This window comes from Streptomyces sp. NBC_00096 (genome assembly GCF_045041305.1).
In the GTDB taxonomy this organism is placed as follows: Bacteria; Actinomycetota; Actinomycetes; order Streptomycetales; family Streptomycetaceae; genus Streptomyces.
The window spans coordinates 1,022,712-1,039,443 of sequence record NZ_CP108221.1 but is presented as its reverse complement, the minus strand read 5'-3'; the positions used below and the strand labels follow the sequence as shown (position 1 = coordinate 1,039,443).

Sequence of the window (16,732 nt, the reverse complement as noted above, 5' to 3'; positions counted from 1 at the left end):
CTCTGGGCAGGTCGAAACCCGTGGGAGGACCGAGTGCGCGATACGGCCCGAGCCCGGGTACCCGAACAGCAGGCGCGGAAGGTCGTACGCCATTCGGTGCGCGGGCAGATCCTCGAGGCCCTGCGCGCGGCGCTCCTCGAGGGCGAGCTCGCGCCGGGGGAGATCCACTCCGGCCCGGCGCTGGGGGAGCGGTTCGGGGTCTCGGCGACGCCCGTGCGCGAGGCGATGCAGCAGCTGGCGGCGGAGGGGGCGGTGGAATGCCTCCCGAACCGGGGCTTCCGGGTCCTGACCCGAACCCCGGGAGACCTTGCCGAACTGGCCGAGGTCCGGGCGCTGCTCGAGGTCCCCGTGATGCTGCGGCTCGCCCGTACGGTGGCTCCCGGAGCCTGGGCCGCGCTGGGGCCGGTGGCGGCCGAGACTGCGGAGGCGGCGGCCGCGGGTGATCTGGCGCGGTACGCCGACGCGGACCGGGCGTTCCACCGGGCGGTGCTCGCCCTGGCGGGCAACGGCCAGCTGCTGCTGGTGGCGGACGACCTCCACCGCCGCTCCCAGTGGCCCCTGCCGGGGCCCTCGCGGATCCGCCGGGCGGACCTCGTCGCCGATGCGGCGGAGCACGTGGCGCTCCTGGACGCTCTGACCGCGGGCGACCCCGCCCGGGCCGAGCCCCTGATCCGCACCCACTTCACCCCCCGCTAGGTGCGCGGCGTGTCCGCCGTCCGGCGCCGTTACCGGGGGCCGGCCCCCCCGGACCCCCGCTCCTCAAACGCCGGAGGGGCTGAAGGGCGCTTGAGGACCGGGGTCCGGGCAGAGCCCGGGGAACGGGCGAAGTGTGAGTAGGGGACCTCCCAGCCCCGCAGGGCCGGTGAACTTTTCCGGTCACAGCGCTAGGCCGGCTCGGCCGACAAGATCCGAATGAGACGCCCTAGATGTGCTGTCCCGACACGTTGGTGACACGCGTGCTGGGTTCTTGAAATGGGTGAGGGCCTCCGGGTTCGGTGTGGATTGCGACATCTGCACCGATCCGAGGAGGCCCTCGTGGTTCACCGTAATGCCCCGCTGACCGAGACCGGACGACTTCGTCTGGCCCGCTGTGTCGTGGACGACGGCTGGCCTGTGCGGCGGGCGGCGGAGCGTTTCCAGGTCAGCCACACCACCGCGGCCCGCTGGGCCACCCGCTACCGGCAGTTCGGCGTCGCCGCAATGAGCGACCGCTCCAGCCGGCCCCACCACCAACCCGCCCGGACCGCCGCCGAGGTGGAGGAACAGGTCCTGCGACTGCGGCGCGAACACCGGATCGGCCCCCTGCGGCTGGCCGCCCGCTGCGGGATCGCGCCCTCGACCGCCCACCGCATCCTCACCCGCCACGGCCTGCCACCACTCACGGCTCTGGACCGGGCCACCGGCGAACCCATCCGCCGCTACGAACGAGCCCGGCCCGGCGAGCTGATCCACATCGACGTCAAGAAGCTCGGCCGGATCCCCGACGGCGGCGGCCACAGAACCCTCGGCAGAGCCGAAGGCCGCCGCAACAAGACCGGCACCGGCTGGGCCTACCTCCACACCGCCCTCGACGACCACAGCCGCCTCGCCTACACCGAAGACCTCCCCGACGAGACGGCCCCCACATGCGCCGCCTTCCTGCGACGGGCGACCGCCTGGTTCGCGGAACGAGGCATCACCGTCGAACGGGTCCTGACCGACAACGCCTGGGCCTACAGCAGGAACACCTGGCGCCAAACCTGCCGCGATCTGGGCATCAGCCCCCGCTGGACCAGGCCCTGGCGGCCGCAGACCAACGGCAAAGTCGAACGCTTCCACCGCACCCTGCTCGAGGAATGGGCCTACCAGCAGCCCTACACCTCAGACACCGAACGCCAGACCGCGTTCACCGACTGGATCGACTGGTACAACTACCACCGACCCCACACCGGCATCCAAGGCCAAACACCCGCCAGCCGCGTCACCAACCTCCCCGGACAACACACCTAGAGCGTGGCCGCCGGGTGGAGTTGGTCCGCCAGCCAGGTGGGGATGCCGCCCAGGAGGTGGAACAGGCGGCGGGCCTCCGCGCGGAGGCGGGCGGCCTCCGGTTCCGGTTCGGCTTCGGCCAGGGCCGCGAGGGCCGGGGCCGTGCCGACCAGGAAGCCCAGGTCCTCCCGGATGCGCAGGGACTCCGCGAAGCCCTTGCGGGCTTCGGCGATCTCCCCGTCCCGCAGGGCCAGCGCCGCCAGGTGCCGCCAGGTGAAGGACAGGAGGAGGGTGTCACCGTGGGTGAGAGCCCCCGCGTGGGCCCGCCGGTACGCCGGCAGCGCCGACTGCGGTGCGTCCGCGAGGTGTTCGGCGACCAGACCCCGCCGGAAGTCCAGCAGCGGCCTGGTCCGGGACCCCGGGGACAGCAGCGCCGCCGCCCGGCCGAGCGCCGAGCGGGCCTCGTCGGCCCGGTCGCGTACGCCCAGTACGGTCGCCGCGTACGCCAGGTGGCCCCGCTCGCACGCGGCCGCGCCCCGGTCGTCGTCGTCCTGGGCCACCGCCTCGGCCACCCGCAGCGCGTCCTCCGCCTCGGCCCAGCCCTGCCCCGTGAACAGGCAGCGCTCGACCAGCAGCCCGGTCCGCTGCACGGCGGCTCCGGCATCGTGCAGGTGCGGCGTCAGCAGGGCCGCCGCGTCGGTCCAACAGCCGCGCGAACGCAGCCGCCATATCGCCCGCTGGAGGGGGTCGTCTCCCCCGGTAGTTCCGGCACCGGACATGGCGGTATCCGCCACATTGCCCTCCCCAAAGCAACCAAGCAGCACGTCGTTGAGCCCTGGGGCGAAATGAGAGCACGGATCGGCGGCTTCGGCCAAGGGGTCGGGTGAACTCTTTCACAAAGTCCGGACGGATCATCAGCCGCCCCCGCGCGGATCGGTCGGGCGCCGGAGCGGCGCCCGACCGGCCCCCCGGCCGGTCAGGAAGCGGAACGCCTCAGCTCATCCGCAGTGCGAGGAAGAAATCGAGCTTGTCCTCCAGCCGGGAAAGATCCCTCGCCGTCAACTGCTCGATTCGCCCGACCCGGTACCTCAGCGTGTTGACGTGGAGGTGCAGCCGCGTCGCGCAGCGGGTCCACGAGCCGTCGCAGTCCAGGAAGGCCTCGAGCGTGGGGATGAGCTCCGCCCGGTGGCGGCGGTCGTAGTCCCGCAGCGGGTCCAGCAGCCGGGCCGTGAAGGCGCGGCGGACGTCGTCCGGGACGAACGGGAGCAGCAGGACGTGCGAGGCCAGCTCGTGGTGCCCGGCCGCGCAGACCCGGCCCGGGCGGGCCGCGGCGACCCGGCGGGCGTGCCGGGCCTCCTCCAGGGCCCCGCGGAGCCCCTCGGCGGAGTGCACGGCCGCGCTGACGCCCAGCGTGAGCCGGCCGTCGTCGGCGAGGCCGGCCGCGAGGGGGTCGCGTACGGCCGCGAGCAGCGTCTCCGCGTGCAGGGCGGTGTCGGGGCCCTTCTCCTCGCCGGGCTCCCCGGCGGGCGCGGGCAGCGGTACGAGGGCGATCGCCTCGTCCCCGGCGTGCGCGACGGCGATCCGGTCCGAGGGCTCCGGCCCGGAGACCGAGGGATCCACGAGGATCTCCTCCAGCAGGGACTGGGCGACGGGTCCGCCCGCGATGTCCCCGCCCTCCCAGTCCACCCGGGCCACGACGACCTGCCAGTGCGGGGCGGTGCCCAGCCCCGGCAGGAGCACCGGCGCGGCCACCCGCAGGCGGGCGGCGATCTCGGCGGGCGGGGCGCCCGTCTGGACCAGCTCCAGCACCTCCTGGGCGAGCCGGCGGCGCACCGTACGGGCCGCGTCGCGGCGGTCCCGCTCGACGGCGATCAGCTGGGTGACGCCCTGGAGCAGGTCGAGCCGCTCGGCCGGCCAGTCGCCGGCGTCGGCCTCGACGGCCAGCAGCCAGTCGGAGAGCACGCTCTCGCGGACGTCGCGGGTGGCCGGACCGGCCGGACCCCGGCCGTGTCCCCTGATCGGGAACAGGGAGTAGGTAATACCCTGGATGGAGATCCGGTGCGGGCCCCGGCGGCCCGTCCGGACCGCAGCGAGGTGCTCGCTCGCCAGTGCCGCGCAGACGCCCGGTGCCAGCGGCTCGCCCGCCCCGGCGATCTGCCGGCCCGTGGGCGAGAGCACCCAGGCCCGCAGATCGAGGTCCGTGGTGAGCAGATCGAGCACCACATCGGGGCCCCCACCGGCCGGACCGGAGGTCATCAGACGGCGGTGGCGGTCCACGACGGCCGCGAGGTCCCCGGCCCGCTCTCCCGAGACCTGCCGGACCACGTACTCGGTGATCGTGGCGAATGCAACGTCTTCGTTCACAGCGAACAGGGGCAGCCGGTTGCGCAGACACGCCGTGACCAGGTCGTCGGGAATATCACCCAGCTCGGCCTCGCCGGCGGCGAGGCCGGCCACCCCGGCGCTCGCGAGGATTCGTACGAACGGCTCGGAGTCGGCCGAATTTCGTCTCCATGCCAGGCCAGTGAGGACCAGTTCACCTCCGGAGAGGTATCGGCTGGGATCCCTCAGGTCGGTCGTCATGACCCCGCGGACCGTCCGGTCGAGTTCTTCCTCGCCGCCCAGCAGCCGCAGCCCCAGCGCCTCGGTTTCCAGCAGTGCGCGCAGCCGCATGATGTCGCCGCCGATCTGTCTCGAATGTTGCCGTTGGAAATCGGGCAGGTCGTCGCATCCTGCCTTTCATACGAATCTACAAGACGAGGGAGGTCCCCAGCCAACTCCTTCATGGTTTCGGTGACTGCACCCGGGGGATAGGCGGCCGGTGTACTGAGTCCACACCGCGTTAACAGCACGTGAACGACCAGTCGAGGGCCCAACGGCCTCCTGGCTTGAAGTGAACGACCCGATTAAGAAGAAGAAGAGAGCCGCACATGGACTTCCTTCGCCCCGCCAGCTGGGAGGAGGCGCTCGCCGCTAAGGCCGAGTTCCCCACAGCTGTGCCGATTGCGGGTGGCACCGATGTGATGGTCGAGATCAACTTCGACCACCGTCGGCCGGAGTACCTCCTGGACCTGAACCGCATCGGTCTCCTGCGGGAGTGGGAGGTCGGCGAGGACGTGGTTCGTCTGGGCGCCTCCGTCCCGTACACGCAGATCATGGAGAACCTCCGCACGGAGCTTCCGGGACTCGCGCTCGCCTCGCACACGGTCGCGTCCCCGCAGATCCGCAACCGCGGCGGTGTCGGCGGCAACCTCGGTTGTGCCTCGCCGGCCGGCGACTCCCACCCCGCGCTGCTCGCGGCGGGCGCCGAGGTCGAGGTGGAGTCCGTACGCGGCTCCCGCCTGATCCCGATCGACGAGTTCTACACGGGCGTCAAGCGCAACGCGCTGGCCGCCGACGAGCTCATCAAGACCGTCCACGTGAAGAAGGCGGACGGCCCCCAGCAGTACTCCAAGGTCGGCTCCCGCAACGCGATGGTCATCGCCGTCTGCGCGTTCGGCCTGGCGCTGCACCCCGAGACCCGCACGGTCCGTACCGGCATCGGTTCGGCCGCGCCGACCCCGATCCGGGCGAAGGCCGCCGAGGAGTTCCTGGGCGCCGCGCTCGAAGAGGGCGGCTTCTGGGAGTCCGGCAAGGTCATCACCCCGTCGATCGCCAAGCAGTTCGGTGACCTCGCCTCCGGCGCGGCCAACCCGATCGACGACGTCCGCGGCACGGCGAAGTACCGCCGCCACGCGGTCGGCATCATGGCTCGCCGCCAGCTCGTCTGGACGTGGGAGCAGTACCGCGGTTCGAACAACGGCCGCTCGCTTGAAGGGGCTGCGTAATCATGCGCGTCAATTTCACTGTCAACGGCCGTCAGCAGGAAGCGGACGACGTCTGGGAGGGCGAGTCCCTTCTCTACGTCCTGCGCGAGCGCCTGGGCCTGCCGGGTTCGAAGAACGCCTGTGAGCAGGGCGAGTGCGGTTCCTGCACCGTCCGCCTCGACGGTGTGCCGGTCTGTTCCTGTCTGGTCGCGGCCGGTCAGGTCGAGGGCCGCGACGTCGTGACCGTCGAGGGCCTGGCGGAGTTCGCCAAGCAGCGCGACGAGCACGGCCACGGCGGTGCCTGCGGCACCGGCGGTGGCTGCGGCGGCAAGGGCGGCGTCACCCTGGGCGCGGCCAAGCAGTGGCAGGCCAAGCCGGGCGACTCGCAGACCGGCGAGGGCGTGGAGCTCTCCACGATCCAGCAGGCCTTCATCGACGCCGGCGCGGTCCAGTGCGGTTTCTGCACCCCGGGTCTGCTGGTCCAGGCCGACGCGCTGCTGGAGGAGAACTCCTCCCCGTCCGACCAGGACATCCGTGAGGCCCTGTCCGGCAACCTCTGCCGCTGCACGGGCTACGAGAAGATCCTCGACGCGGTCCGCCTCGCGGCCGCCCGTCAGTCTGAGGCGGTCTGACCATGGCCCAGAACACGCGTACGGTCCCGGCGGGCACGCCGACCAACGTCACGCAGAACCACACCAAGGGCGGGATCGGCGAATCGATTCTGCGCCCGGACGGCACCCTCAAGGTCACGGGTGAGTTCGCGTACTCCTCGGACATGTGGCACGAGGACATGCTGTGGGGCCAGACGCTCCGCAGCACCGTGGCCCACGCCGAGATCGTCTCGATCGACATCTCCGAGGCCCTGGCGATGCCGGGCGTCTACTCGGTGCTGACGTACGACGACCTGCCGGCCGAGATGAAGAACTACGGCCTGGAGATCCAGGACACCCCGGTTCTGGCCAACGGCCGGGTGCGCCACCACGGTGAGCCGGTCGCCCTCGTGGCCGCCGACCACCCGGAGACCGCCCGCCGCGCGGCCGCCAAGATCAAGATCGACTACCGTGAGCTGCCGCTGGTCACGGACGAGGCCTCCGCCCTCGCCGAGGGCGCGCCGCTGATCCACGAGGGCCGTGACGACCACCACATCGGTCACGTCCCGCACCCGAACATCGTGCACCGCCAGCCGATCATCCGCGGCAACGTGGAAGAGGCCCGCAAGCGCGCCGACGTCATCGTCGAGGGCGAGTACACCTTCGGCATGCAGGACCAGGCCTTCCTCGGCCCGGAGTCCGGCCTGGCCGTGCCGTCCGAGGACGGCGGCGTCGAGCTGTACGTCGCCACCCAGTGGCTGCACTCGGACCTCCAGCAGATCGCCCCGGTCCTGGGTCTGCCGCCGGAGAAGGTCCGCATGACGCTCTCGGGCGTCGGCGGTGCCTTCGGTGGCCGCGAGGACATCTCGATGCAGATCCACGCGTGCCTCCTGGCGCTGGCCACGAACAAGCCGGTCAAGATCGTCTACAACCGGTTCGAGTCCTTCTTCGGCCACGTGCACCGCCACCCGGCGAAGCTCTACTACGAGCACGGCGCCACCAAGGACGGCAAGCTCACGCACATGAAGTGCAAGATCGTCCTGGACGGCGGCGCCTACGCGTCCGCTTCCCCGGCGGTCGTGGGCAACGCCTCCTCGCTCTCGGTCGGTCCGTACGTCCTGGAGGACGTGGACATCGAGGCGATCGCGCTCTACACGAACAACCCGCCCTGTGGCGCGATGCGCGGCTTCGGCGCCGTCCAGGCCTGCTTCGCCTACGAGGCCCAGATGGACAAGCTCGCGGCGAAGCTGGGCATGGACCCGGTCGAGTTCCGCCAGCTGAACGCCATGGAGCAGGGCACGATCATGCCCACCGGCCAGGTCGTGGACGCCCCGGCGCCCGTCGCCGAGCTGCTGCGCCGGGTCAAGGCCCGCCCGCTGCCGCCGGAGCGCCAGTGGGAGAGCGCCGGCGAGGGCGCGGACGTCCGCGCGCTGCCCGGTGGCCTCTCCAACACCACCCACGGCGAGGGCGTCGTACGCGGCGTCGGCTACGCGGTCGGCATCAAGAACGTCGGCTTCTCCGAGGGCTTCGACGACTACTCCACCGCCCGTGTGACCCTCGAGGTCATCAACGGCGAGGCCGTCGCGATGGTCCACACGGCCATGGCGGAGGTCGGTCAGGGCGGCATCACCGTCCACACCCAGATCGCCCGTACGGAGCTGGGTGTCACGCAGGTGACCATCCACCCGGCCGACACGCAGGTCGGCTCCGCCGGTTCCACGTCCGCCTCGCGGCAGACGTACATGACCGGTGGCGCCGTGAAGAACACCTGTGAGGCCGTCCGCGAGGCGGTCCTGGAGATCGGCCGGCGCAAGAACGGCTCGTACCACCCCGCGTGGGCGACCGCCGAGCTGCTCCTCGAAGGCGGAAAGGTCGTCACGGACGGCGGAGAGGTCCTCGCGGACATCGCCGACATCCTGGAGGGCGAGGACGCGATCGACATCGAGCTCGAGTTCCGCCACGCCCCGACCGAGCCCTTCGACCTGGTCACCGGCCAGGGCAACGGCCACGTCCAGTACACCTTCGCCGCGCACCGCGCGGTAGTCGAGGTGGACACCGAGCTCGGCCTCGTCAAGGTCGTCGAGCTCGCGACCGCCCAGGACGTCGGCAAGGCGCTGAACATGCTCTCCGTGGTCGGCCAGATCCAGGGTGGTACCACCCAGGGACTGGGCGTCGCGATCATGGAAGAGATCATCGTCGACCCGAAGACCGCGAAGGTGCGCAACCCCTCCTTCACGGACTACCTGATCCCCACCATCCTCGACACCCCGACCATCCCGGTCGACGTCCTGGAGCTCGCCGACCCGAAGGCCCCGTACGGCCTGCGCGGCATGGGCGAGGCCCCGACCCTCTCGTCCACCCCGGCCGTCATCGCGGCGATCCGGGCGGCGACCGGTCTGGAGATCAACAAGACACCGATCCGTCCGGAAGCCCTCACCGGCACCCTCTAGGACGGCGTGGTCCGGGGGCCGCGAGGCCCCCGGACCCCCCCCAGATTTCCGGGCGGTGCGACAAGGGAACGTCACACTTCCAGCCGCACCGCCCGGAGCACAGAAGTCCGGCGTCATCCGTACCGCACCGCTCGCGGTCAGTTTCACCGGCAGTACCCAAGCAGCACCCCCCCCCGCAGGTCGCGCCACAACCCCCGGCGCGACCGGCAGTACCGCAGAACCCACGCAGTACCCGCAGTACACGCAGTGCAAGATTTGCGTCGCCTCGGGCCGTCACCCCGGGTCGTGCAGCCAAACGCGTTTTCCCAAATCCCGCGTCTCCAATCTTTTTGCGGGTGCCCCTTTGAACCTTGGGAGTTAGGCACCATGACCCAGTCCTCTGTGGAGCCCAAGACCAGTGCGGAAGAGGCCGGCGACGGCTCTCTGAACCCCGCCGGACGGTCTTGGCTCGACCGGTACTTTCACATCAGCAAGCGTGGATCCAACGTAGGCAATGAAATCCGTGGCGGCGTCACGACGTTCATGGCCATGGCGTACATCCTCCTGCTCAACCCGCTCATCCTCTCCGGCAAGGACGTGGCCGGCGACACGATGAGCCAGAAGGCTCTGATCACGGCCACGGCCTTCGCCGCGGCCCTCACCACGCTCCTCATGGGCTTCGTCGGCAAGGTCCCGCTCGCGCTGGCCGCCGGCCTCTCCGTGTCCGGTGTGCTGTCCTCGCAGGTGGCGCCGCAGATGACCTGGCCGCAGGCCATGGGCATGTGCGTGATGTACGGCGTCGTGATCTGTCTCCTGGTCGTCACCGGCCTCCGCGAGATGATCATGAACGCGATACCCCTCGCGCTCAAGCACGCGATCACCATGGGCATCGGCATGTTCGTCGCCCTGATCGGCCTCGTGAAGGCCGGCTTCGTGGGCAACGGCGGGGAGTTCGCTCCCCCCGTGCAGCTCGGTTCCGTCGGTCAGCTGGCCGGCTGGCCGGTCCTGATCTTCTGCGTGACCCTGCTCGCCATCTTCATGCTGCAGGCCCGCAAGATCCCCGGCGCGATCCTGATCGGCATCGTCGGCGGAACGGTCCTCGCCGCCATCCTCAACGCCGTCGTGGACATCGACCCGAAGGCCTGGAAGAACGGCGCTCCGGAGCTCTCCGGCTCCGCGGTCTCGATGCCCGACTTCTCGCTCTTCGGCCAGGTCTCCTTCGGCGGCTGGGGCGACGTCGGCGTCATGACGGTCGGCATGATCGTCTTCACCCTGGTGCTCGCCGGCTTCTTCGACGCGATGGCCACCATCATCGGCGTCGGCACCGAGGCCAAGCTGGCCGACGACAAGGGCCGCATGCCGGGTCTGTCCAAGGCGCTGTTCATCGACGGCGCCGGTGGCGCCATCGGCGGCATCGCGGGTGGCTCCGGCCAGACGGTCTTCGTCGAGTCCGCCACGGGCGTCGGCGAGGGTGCCCGTACGGGTCTCGCCTCGGTCGTCAGCGGTCTGCTCTTCGCCGCCTGCCTCTTCTTCACCCCGATCACGCAGATCGTCCCGGGTGAGGTCGCCTCCGCGGCCCTCGTGGTCATCGGCGCGATGATGATGCAGAACGCCCGCCACGTGGACTGGGCCGACGCCGCCACCGCCATCCCCGTCTTCCTGACCGTGGCGATCATGCCCTTCACGTACTCCATCACCGCCGGTGTGGCCGCTGGTGTGATCTCCTTCGTGGCGATCAAGATCGCGCAGGGCAAGGCCCGCGAGATCGGCGCCTTCATGTGGGTGCTGTCGGTGATCTTCGTGATCTTCTTCGCGGAGCACCCGATCGAGGGCTGGCTCGGGGTCCACTGATCCCGGACGGACCCGGTCCGTACGAAAACGCACCTTCCACGTATCCGATACTGGAAACCGAACCCCTCCGAGGAGGCCGCAATGCTGGACATCGCCGAAGAACTGAACCGGTGGGTCGAGCAGGGACGCGATTTCGCAGTCGCCACAGTCGTGGCGGTGGGCGGTAGCGCACCCAGGCAGCCCGGAGCGGCCCTCGCCGTCGACAGCGACGGCACGGCCATCGGTTCGGTCTCCGGCGGATGCGTGGAGGGTGCGGTCTACGAGCTGTGCCAGCAGGCCCTGGAGGACGGCGAGACCGTCCAGGAGCGCTTCGGATACAGCGACGACGATGCTTTCGCGGTCGGCCTGACCTGCGGCGGGATCATCGACATCCTGGTGACCCCGGTCCCCGTGGGCTCTCCCGCACGGGAGGTGTTCGCGGCCGCGCTCGCCGCCGCCGCCCGGGGGGAGGCGGCGGCGGTCGCACGGATCGCCGAGGGCCCGGCCGAGCTGATGGGCCGCGCCGTACTCGTCCGCGGCGAAGGCGCCCACGAGGGCGGTTTCGGCGGACACCCCGAGCTGGACCGCGCCATAGCCGACGAGGCCCGCGCCATGCTCGACGCCGGCAGGACCGGAGTGCTGGAGATCGGCGCCGACGGCCGCCTCTGCGGAGAGCCGCTCAAGGTCCTGGTCGAGTCCAGCGTCCCGCCGCCCCGGATGATCGTCTTCGGTGCCATCGACTTCGCCTCCGCCCTGGTGCGGATCGGCAAGTTCCTCGGCTACCGGGTGACGCTGTGCGACGCCCGGCCCGTGTTCGCCACGAAGAAGCGCTTCCCGGAGGCGGACGAGATCGTGGTCGACTGGCCGCACCGCTACCTGGAGGAGCAGTCCTCGGCCGGCGCGGTCGACGGCCGGGCGGTCCTGTGCGTACTGACGCACGACGCCAAGTTCGACGTCCCGCTCCTCGAACTGGCCCTGAAGCTTCCCGTCGCCTACGTCGGCGCCATGGGCTCCCGCCGCACCCACGAGGACCGCAACAAGCGGCTCCGCGAGGTCGGCGTCACCGAGCTCGAACTGGCCCGGCTGCGCTCCCCGATCGGCCTGGACCTCGGCGCCCGCTCCCCGGAGGAGACCGCGCTGTCCATCGCCGCCGAGATCGTCGCCAACCGGCGCGGCGGCACGGGCGCGGCCCTGACCGGCGCGCACATCCCGATCCACCCGGACACCTCGAACACGGTGATCAGCCGGATCGGTTCCGTCGCTTGAAGAGGTAGCGGGCTGTAACACGGTGTGGGAAGGGCGCAACCCCCGCGAGGGTTGCGCCCTTTCGCTGTTCCGTCTATTTTACCGGCCGGTAACAGCGTCTTCCCGCAACGGAGTTGACCGTATGTCTGCCATTCCCTTACGCAACCGCAGGGTCAGTGCGGGCCTGCCGGCCCTGGCCGCCACGGCGGCGCTGGCCCTGGCCGCCCTCGTGGCGGGTCCCGCACCCGCGGCGGGTGCGCAGTCCGCGGCGGGTGCGCGGGCCGCCGGCCCGGACCTGCGCGAGGTGCTGTTCGTGGGGAACAACTGGGAGGGCACCGCGGACGTCCTCGCCTCCACCGGGGACCTCGCGAAGGTGGGCCGGATCAGCATCGTCCCCGACAAGGAGGAGCGGCTGCGGGAGATCTACCTCAACCCCGTGAAGCTCGGCTACTTCCTGGGCATCCGGGCCACGGCGGGTGAGGGCCACGACCAGTTCGTGGACGACATGTACACCACCCCGGACGGCTCCGCCGTCGTCGCCTCCCGGCCCAGCTTCGCCGACGTGGTCTCCATCGACCTCCGCACAGGCCGGGTCAACTGGCGTTTCCCGGTCGCCGGTTACCGGGCGGACCACATGGCCGTCTCCCCGGACGGCACCCGGGTGGCGGTGTCGGCCTCCACCGCGAACACCGTGCACGTCCTCGACATCGCGAGCGGCCGTCAGGTCGGCTCCTTCACCACCGGGGACAAGCCGCACGAGAACACCTTCACCCAGGGCGGCCGGTTCCTGTGGAACAGCTCCATCGGTGACGTGACCTCCGCGCTCGACGCCCCGTGGCTGGACTGGACGAAGGGCGACCGGAAGATCACCGTCGTCGACGCGCAGACCTTCCGCACGGTCCGGGTGATCGACATGCGGGCCCGCCTCGACGCCTTCGGCCGCTCCGACCTGTCCGACGCCGTGCGGCCCATGTCCTTCAGTCCCGACGAGTCGAAGCTCTACTTCCAGGTGTCGTTCTTCAACGGCTTCGTCGAGTACGACGTGGCCACCGACCGGATCACCCGGATCAAGGTCCTCCCCGAGAACCCCGCCACCAGCACCGACCGCACCACCTGGGTCAACGACTCCAGGCACCACGGCATGTCCATGAGCCCCGACGGGTCCAGGCTCTGCATCGCGGGGACCATGGACGACTACGCGACCGTCGTGGACCGGGCCACCCTCGCGCAGGGGCCGCTCGTACCCGCGGACAAGCCCTACTGGGCGACCGTCGACGGGGACGGCGCCGGCTGCGTGATCTCCGAGAGCGGCGCCGACCGGGTCACGGCCATCGACTTCGCCACCGGCGCCAAGCGGGTGTCCGTACCCGTCGGCGACCATCCGCAGCGGGTCCGCCTCGGGCACGTCCCGGCCGGCTGGACGGGACCGGCGGCGGGCTGATCCGGCCCACCGCGGCCCCCGTGGATCCGGCTCAGCGGGCGGGCAGGGAGATCCGCACGGCCGACATGCCGAAGCCCGGGCTCAGGACGCCCGTGGAGATGCCGTCACCCAGCCGGTGCAGGTCCTCCTCGCGGTAACGCTTCACCTTCTGGTGCCAGTTGAGGATTCCGGCGAGCCAGTCCTGCAACTCGGTGACATAGGTGTCGAGTCCGGCCCGGGCCTCCGCGTTCAGTTTCCAGTCCTCGTAGAGCAGCGGCAGCTGGCTGGCGACCACGTGCTCGAACTCCTCGGTGCGCTGGGTCATCAGGGAGTGGCAGATGTGCAGGGCCTCCGGGTAGCCGATGTCGAAGAAGTTGCGGGTGACGAGCACGTAGTTGTGCACCTCGCCCTCGACCTCCACCTCCTTCTGGTACGAGAAGACGTCGTTGATCAGGCAGGCGGCGTCGGCGGCCGCGTTCTCCAGGGAGCGAATGGTGCCGGAGGAGTAGATCTCCTCGGGGATGCCCCGGCCCGCCTGGCCGAGCCGGCACAGGTACATGGTGAGGTAGGTGCCGAAGGTGCGGCGGCGCATCTCGGCGTAGTCCACCGGGTCCGGGATGCGGTTCTGGATCTGGTTCTCCACCTCCCACAGCCAGCTCTCCAGCATGTCCACGAGGGTGGCCCGGAACTCCGTGCGCACCCGGGTGCCCATGTCCCGGCTGGTGCGCACCCACAGGTCGCCGAGGGAACGCTCCATCGCGGTGGCGGGCAGGGCCTGTTCGGCGTGGTCCACCGGGATCATGGCGACGAGCCGGGCGGTGGTGGCCTTGGCGGCCGCGAGGTTCTTGGCCTGTGCGAAGACCACGGGGTAGTAGTCGTCCCCGTACGTGCCCCAGGTGAGCCAGCAGGCGTTGAGGGTCAGGGCCTCGGGGGTGGCGTCGGGGTCGAGGCCGGCGGAGCAGAGCGCGAAGTCGTAGCCGCGCAGTTTCTCCTCGCTCCAGATGGCCGAGCCGGGATCGCCGGGCTGGGGGTCGAGGAGGCCCATCTGCCGGGCCCAGGCCACGGACTCCTCGCGCGCGCGGGTGTGGTGCGGGCTGAGGGTGAGCGGGAACGGCATGTAGATGTCCGGGATGACGGACGGGCCGGTGCGTTCGAAGGGGACGTGGGTGAAGGAGCGGCGGCGCAGTTCCAGGGCGCGCGGGGCGAGGATCGAGCGCAGGTCCAGGGCGGTGGTGCCGAGGCCCGAGGGCATGAAGGGCAGGGTGAGCGGTGCGGTGGGGCGGGCCTCCTTGTTCATGTAGCGGCTGGAGACCATGTGCCATTCGTGGCCGCCGGACTGCCAGTCCTGGAGGCCCTTGGCGTAGGCGAGGACGGCGGCGATCTCCACCGGGTCCATGGCCTGGTCGGCGAAGAGCTGGGGGAGTTCGGCCAGCGCGGTCTGCTCGAACTGCTGGAGCCGGGAGGTGAGGAGGTCGTTGGAGGCCTCGGCGGCCTCCTGGGTGGTGCAGCCGAGGAAGGTCTCCAGCACCAGGATGGCGTTGGAGAGTTCGCCCTCGTCGGCGACCTCGCGCTGGTAGGAGAAGATGTCGTTCCTGATGTGCACGGCGTCGGAGAAGGCGTCGCGCAGCACGCCGAGCGGCCGCGAGTGCGCGACGCGCGCCGGGACCTCGGCGGACACGTACTCGATGAGCCCGGCCGACCAGGGGGCGCCGCCGACCTTGCGGCGCATCTCGATGTACTCGAGGGGGTTGGCGATCCGCCCGATGTTGATGTTGGCGAGTTCCCACATGGACTCGTTGAGCAGGTTCCTGGTGGATTCGGAGAACCGTTCCCGCCAGTCCATCGACATGGCCGGCACGGTACGGGCCCACAGGTCGGCGAGACCGGCCTCGACGGGGTTGGTGGCCTCGGGGAAGCCCTCTTCGAGGTCCATCGGCATGAAGGCGGCGAGCCTGTCGAGGTAGGCCTTGGCGCCCTCACGGTCCTGGGAGCGTTTGTACATCTCCAGGAAGTGGTCGTCGAAGAAGAACACCCACACGTACCAGTCGGTGACCAGGGACAGCGCCTCGCTGTCACAGTCGGGGTGGGTGTAGGCGCACAGCAGGGCGTAGTCGTGCGAGTCGAGGTCCTTCTCCTCCCAGACGCCGGAACCCTCCAGCATCCCGAAGTCGCGGGCCCACTTCTTGGTGTGGACCCTCGCGTCCTCCAGGTGGGGGTTCAGTCGCGCCGGATAAGGCACGTAGAAATCCGGCAGTTGGAACGGCTGCGTCACGGCGGGGTCGGCCTTTCGTCTGTCTGTCTCGCGGAACCATCCGCACGAGATCAGCAGGGCCCTACCCGTGGCGCTGGTGGGATAAGGGGTAGTTCACTTCATCAGGTGACACGGGCCTTGTTCTGCGGCGCACGAGGCGGCAGGCGGGTAGAGAGGCGCAGGAGGCGGCCGGGGAGGGGGTGCCCCTCCCCGGTGCGGGGGCCCGGGCCCCGTCCCCGGTTGCCGGGGCTCAGGCCCCGGCGGACTTCCGCTGGTCGAAGGCCGGGTAGAACGTGCGCAGCAGGCCGAAGGTCTCGGGGAAGTCGAGCTGGCCCGGGGCGGAGCTGGCGCCGAAGAAGGAGTAGGTGATCCGCGATCCGAGGGCGGGGAAGAAGACGCGCGAGACCGCGCCGGTCTCGCCCATCGCGATGACGATCAGCCGGGTGTCCCCGGTCCCGGCGTGCAGCAGCAGCGAGGCCAGCCGTCGTACGTCGCTCTCCGACTGCACCATGGTGGACACCTTGACCACGTCGGCGCCGGCGCTCTTCGCGTCGTCGATGACGGCCTGGAGTTCTTCCGTGCCGGGGGTGAAATCGAAATTGTGGTACGAGACGATCGCCACCGTGTCGTGCCGGTGGGCGGCCTCGATCACGTCCGCCAGGATTTCCCCGGACGAAAGCTCGATGTCCACGGCCTGGACCTGAGGGGCGAGTGCGCGAAACAGTTCAAGCCGCTCCGCTTCGGTGCCCCGCCATTCGCCGCCCTCGCGGGTGGACCGGATCGTGGCCAGGACCGGCAGCACCTTGAACGCGTCCACCTGTGCCAGGACATGGGCCGCGTCGGTCTTCGCGTACCGGTCGACCCGGAGCTCCGCCACATCGACGCCGGCGGCTTTCGCGGCGTGTGCGCGCGGCTCGGTTTCGCTGTCGTCGAAGCTGACGGCCACCAGCGGAATCCCGCCGTCGAGAAGCGCCCGCATTGAATTCATTTCCTGGTCACAGCCTTTTCGATTCTGATATCCGAAGCGAATCACATGGTGAACGGGGCGGATTATACGCGGAATCGGTAAGGGGGAGGGGGGTCGACCGCCCCTTGGTCGGGAGGGTGGGCGCGGGTCCGCCGCCCCCGAAGGTGCTGGTGTCGCAGCCTGGGATGTTTGTCCGATTGTTCTAGGTTTGGGTCATCGGTACATA

Annotated in this window: 12 protein-coding genes; 8 read left to right on the top strand and 4 right to left on the bottom strand. The window is 70.4% G+C overall.

Going from position 1 to position 16,732, the window contains the following annotated elements; translation table 11 throughout:
* Positions 1 to 33 precede the first annotated feature (33 nt).
* Positions 34 to 696, top strand: coding sequence for a GntR family transcriptional regulator (locus OG904_RS04505; RefSeq protein ID WP_405487597.1), 663 nt, complete (start codon positions 34 to 36; stop codon positions 694 to 696).
* Between the two features lie 339 nt (positions 697 to 1,035).
* Positions 1,036 to 1,989, top strand: a complete 954-nt coding sequence (locus tag OG904_RS04500) for an IS481 family transposase (RefSeq protein WP_405487595.1) — start codon at positions 1,036 to 1,038, stop codon at positions 1,987 to 1,989.
* On the opposite strand, the gene OG904_RS04495 is transcribed toward OG904_RS04500, so the two are convergent.
* Together OG904_RS04495 and OG904_RS04490 are read right to left on the bottom strand one after the other, a co-directional pair.
* Positions 1,986 to 2,762, bottom strand: a complete 777-nt coding sequence (locus tag OG904_RS04495; protein WP_405487593.1) for a hypothetical protein — start codon at positions 2,760 to 2,762, stop codon at positions 1,986 to 1,988. The genes OG904_RS04500 and OG904_RS04495 overlap by 4 nt on opposite strands.
* 199 nt (positions 2,763 to 2,961) lie before the next feature.
* A complete protein-coding gene (locus tag OG904_RS04490) occupies positions 2,962 to 4,641 on the bottom strand; it encodes a PucR family transcriptional regulator (RefSeq protein WP_405487591.1) in 1,680 nt (559 codons plus the stop codon).
* A gap of 257 nt (positions 4,642 to 4,898) precedes the next feature.
* Between OG904_RS04490 and OG904_RS04485 the strand changes: the two genes are divergently transcribed.
* The 6 genes from OG904_RS04485 to OG904_RS04460 all read left to right on the top strand — a co-directional run bounded on the left by OG904_RS04485 (position 4,899) and on the right by OG904_RS04460 (position 13,309).
* On the top strand, positions 4,899 to 5,795 hold the full coding sequence (locus tag OG904_RS04485; protein ID WP_112451346.1) for a xanthine dehydrogenase family protein subunit M: 897 nt from the start codon (positions 4,899 to 4,901) through the stop codon (positions 5,793 to 5,795).
* Between the two features lie 2 nt (positions 5,796 to 5,797).
* Positions 5,798 to 6,406, top strand: coding sequence for a (2Fe-2S)-binding protein (locus tag OG904_RS04480; protein WP_405487589.1), 609 nt, complete (start codon positions 5,798 to 5,800; stop codon positions 6,404 to 6,406).
* A gap of 2 nt (positions 6,407 to 6,408) precedes the next feature.
* The gene (locus OG904_RS04475) at positions 6,409 to 8,814 is read left to right on the top strand and encodes a xanthine dehydrogenase family protein molybdopterin-binding subunit (protein WP_405487587.1); all 2,406 of its coding nucleotides are present in this window, start codon (positions 6,409 to 6,411) and stop codon (positions 8,812 to 8,814) included.
* Between the two features lie 366 nt (positions 8,815 to 9,180).
* A complete protein-coding gene (locus tag OG904_RS04470) occupies positions 9,181 to 10,644 on the top strand; it encodes an NCS2 family permease (protein WP_405487585.1) in 1,464 nt (487 codons plus the stop codon).
* A gap of 81 nt (positions 10,645 to 10,725) precedes the next feature.
* Positions 10,726 to 11,889, top strand: a complete 1,164-nt coding sequence (locus OG904_RS04465) for an XdhC family protein (RefSeq protein ID WP_405487583.1) — start codon at positions 10,726 to 10,728, stop codon at positions 11,887 to 11,889.
* A 121-nt stretch (positions 11,890 to 12,010) separates the two neighbouring features.
* On the top strand, positions 12,011 to 13,309 hold the full coding sequence (locus OG904_RS04460) for a YncE family protein (RefSeq protein ID WP_405487581.1): 1,299 nt from the start codon (positions 12,011 to 12,013) through the stop codon (positions 13,307 to 13,309).
* Positions 13,310 to 13,340: 31 nt separating this feature from the next.
* Here OG904_RS04460 and OG904_RS04455 read toward each other — a convergent pair whose 3' ends face one another.
* Positions 13,341 to 15,560, bottom strand: coding sequence for a germacradienol/geosmin synthase (locus OG904_RS04455; RefSeq protein ID WP_405487579.1), 2,220 nt, complete (start codon positions 15,558 to 15,560; stop codon positions 13,341 to 13,343).
* A 229-nt stretch (positions 15,561 to 15,789) separates the two neighbouring features.
* Positions 15,790 to 16,518, bottom strand: a complete 729-nt coding sequence (aroD, locus tag OG904_RS04450) for a type I 3-dehydroquinate dehydratase (RefSeq protein WP_405487577.1) — start codon at positions 16,516 to 16,518, stop codon at positions 15,790 to 15,792.
* Between the last annotated feature and the right edge of the window lie 214 nt (positions 16,519 to 16,732).

Coding starts and splice junctions, on each gene's coding strand:
- OG904_RS04490 (WP_405487591.1), bottom strand. CDS start 4,641: ATGCGGCTGCGCGCACTGCTGGAAACCGAGGCGCTGGGGCTGCGGCTG.
- OG904_RS04485 (WP_112451346.1), top strand. CDS start 4,899: ATGGACTTCCTTCGCCCCGCCAGCTGGGAGGAGGCGCTCGCCGCTAAG.
- OG904_RS04480 (WP_405487589.1), top strand. CDS start 5,798: ATGCGCGTCAATTTCACTGTCAACGGCCGTCAGCAGGAAGCGGACGAC.
- OG904_RS04475 (WP_405487587.1), top strand. CDS start 6,409: ATGGCCCAGAACACGCGTACGGTCCCGGCGGGCACGCCGACCAACGTC.
- OG904_RS04470 (WP_405487585.1), top strand. CDS start 9,181: ATGACCCAGTCCTCTGTGGAGCCCAAGACCAGTGCGGAAGAGGCCGGC.
- OG904_RS04465 (WP_405487583.1), top strand. CDS start 10,726: ATGCTGGACATCGCCGAAGAACTGAACCGGTGGGTCGAGCAGGGACGC.
- OG904_RS04460 (WP_405487581.1), top strand. CDS start 12,011: ATGTCTGCCATTCCCTTACGCAACCGCAGGGTCAGTGCGGGCCTGCCG.
- aroD (WP_405487577.1), bottom strand. CDS start 16,518: ATGCGGGCGCTTCTCGACGGCGGGATTCCGCTGGTGGCCGTCAGCTTC.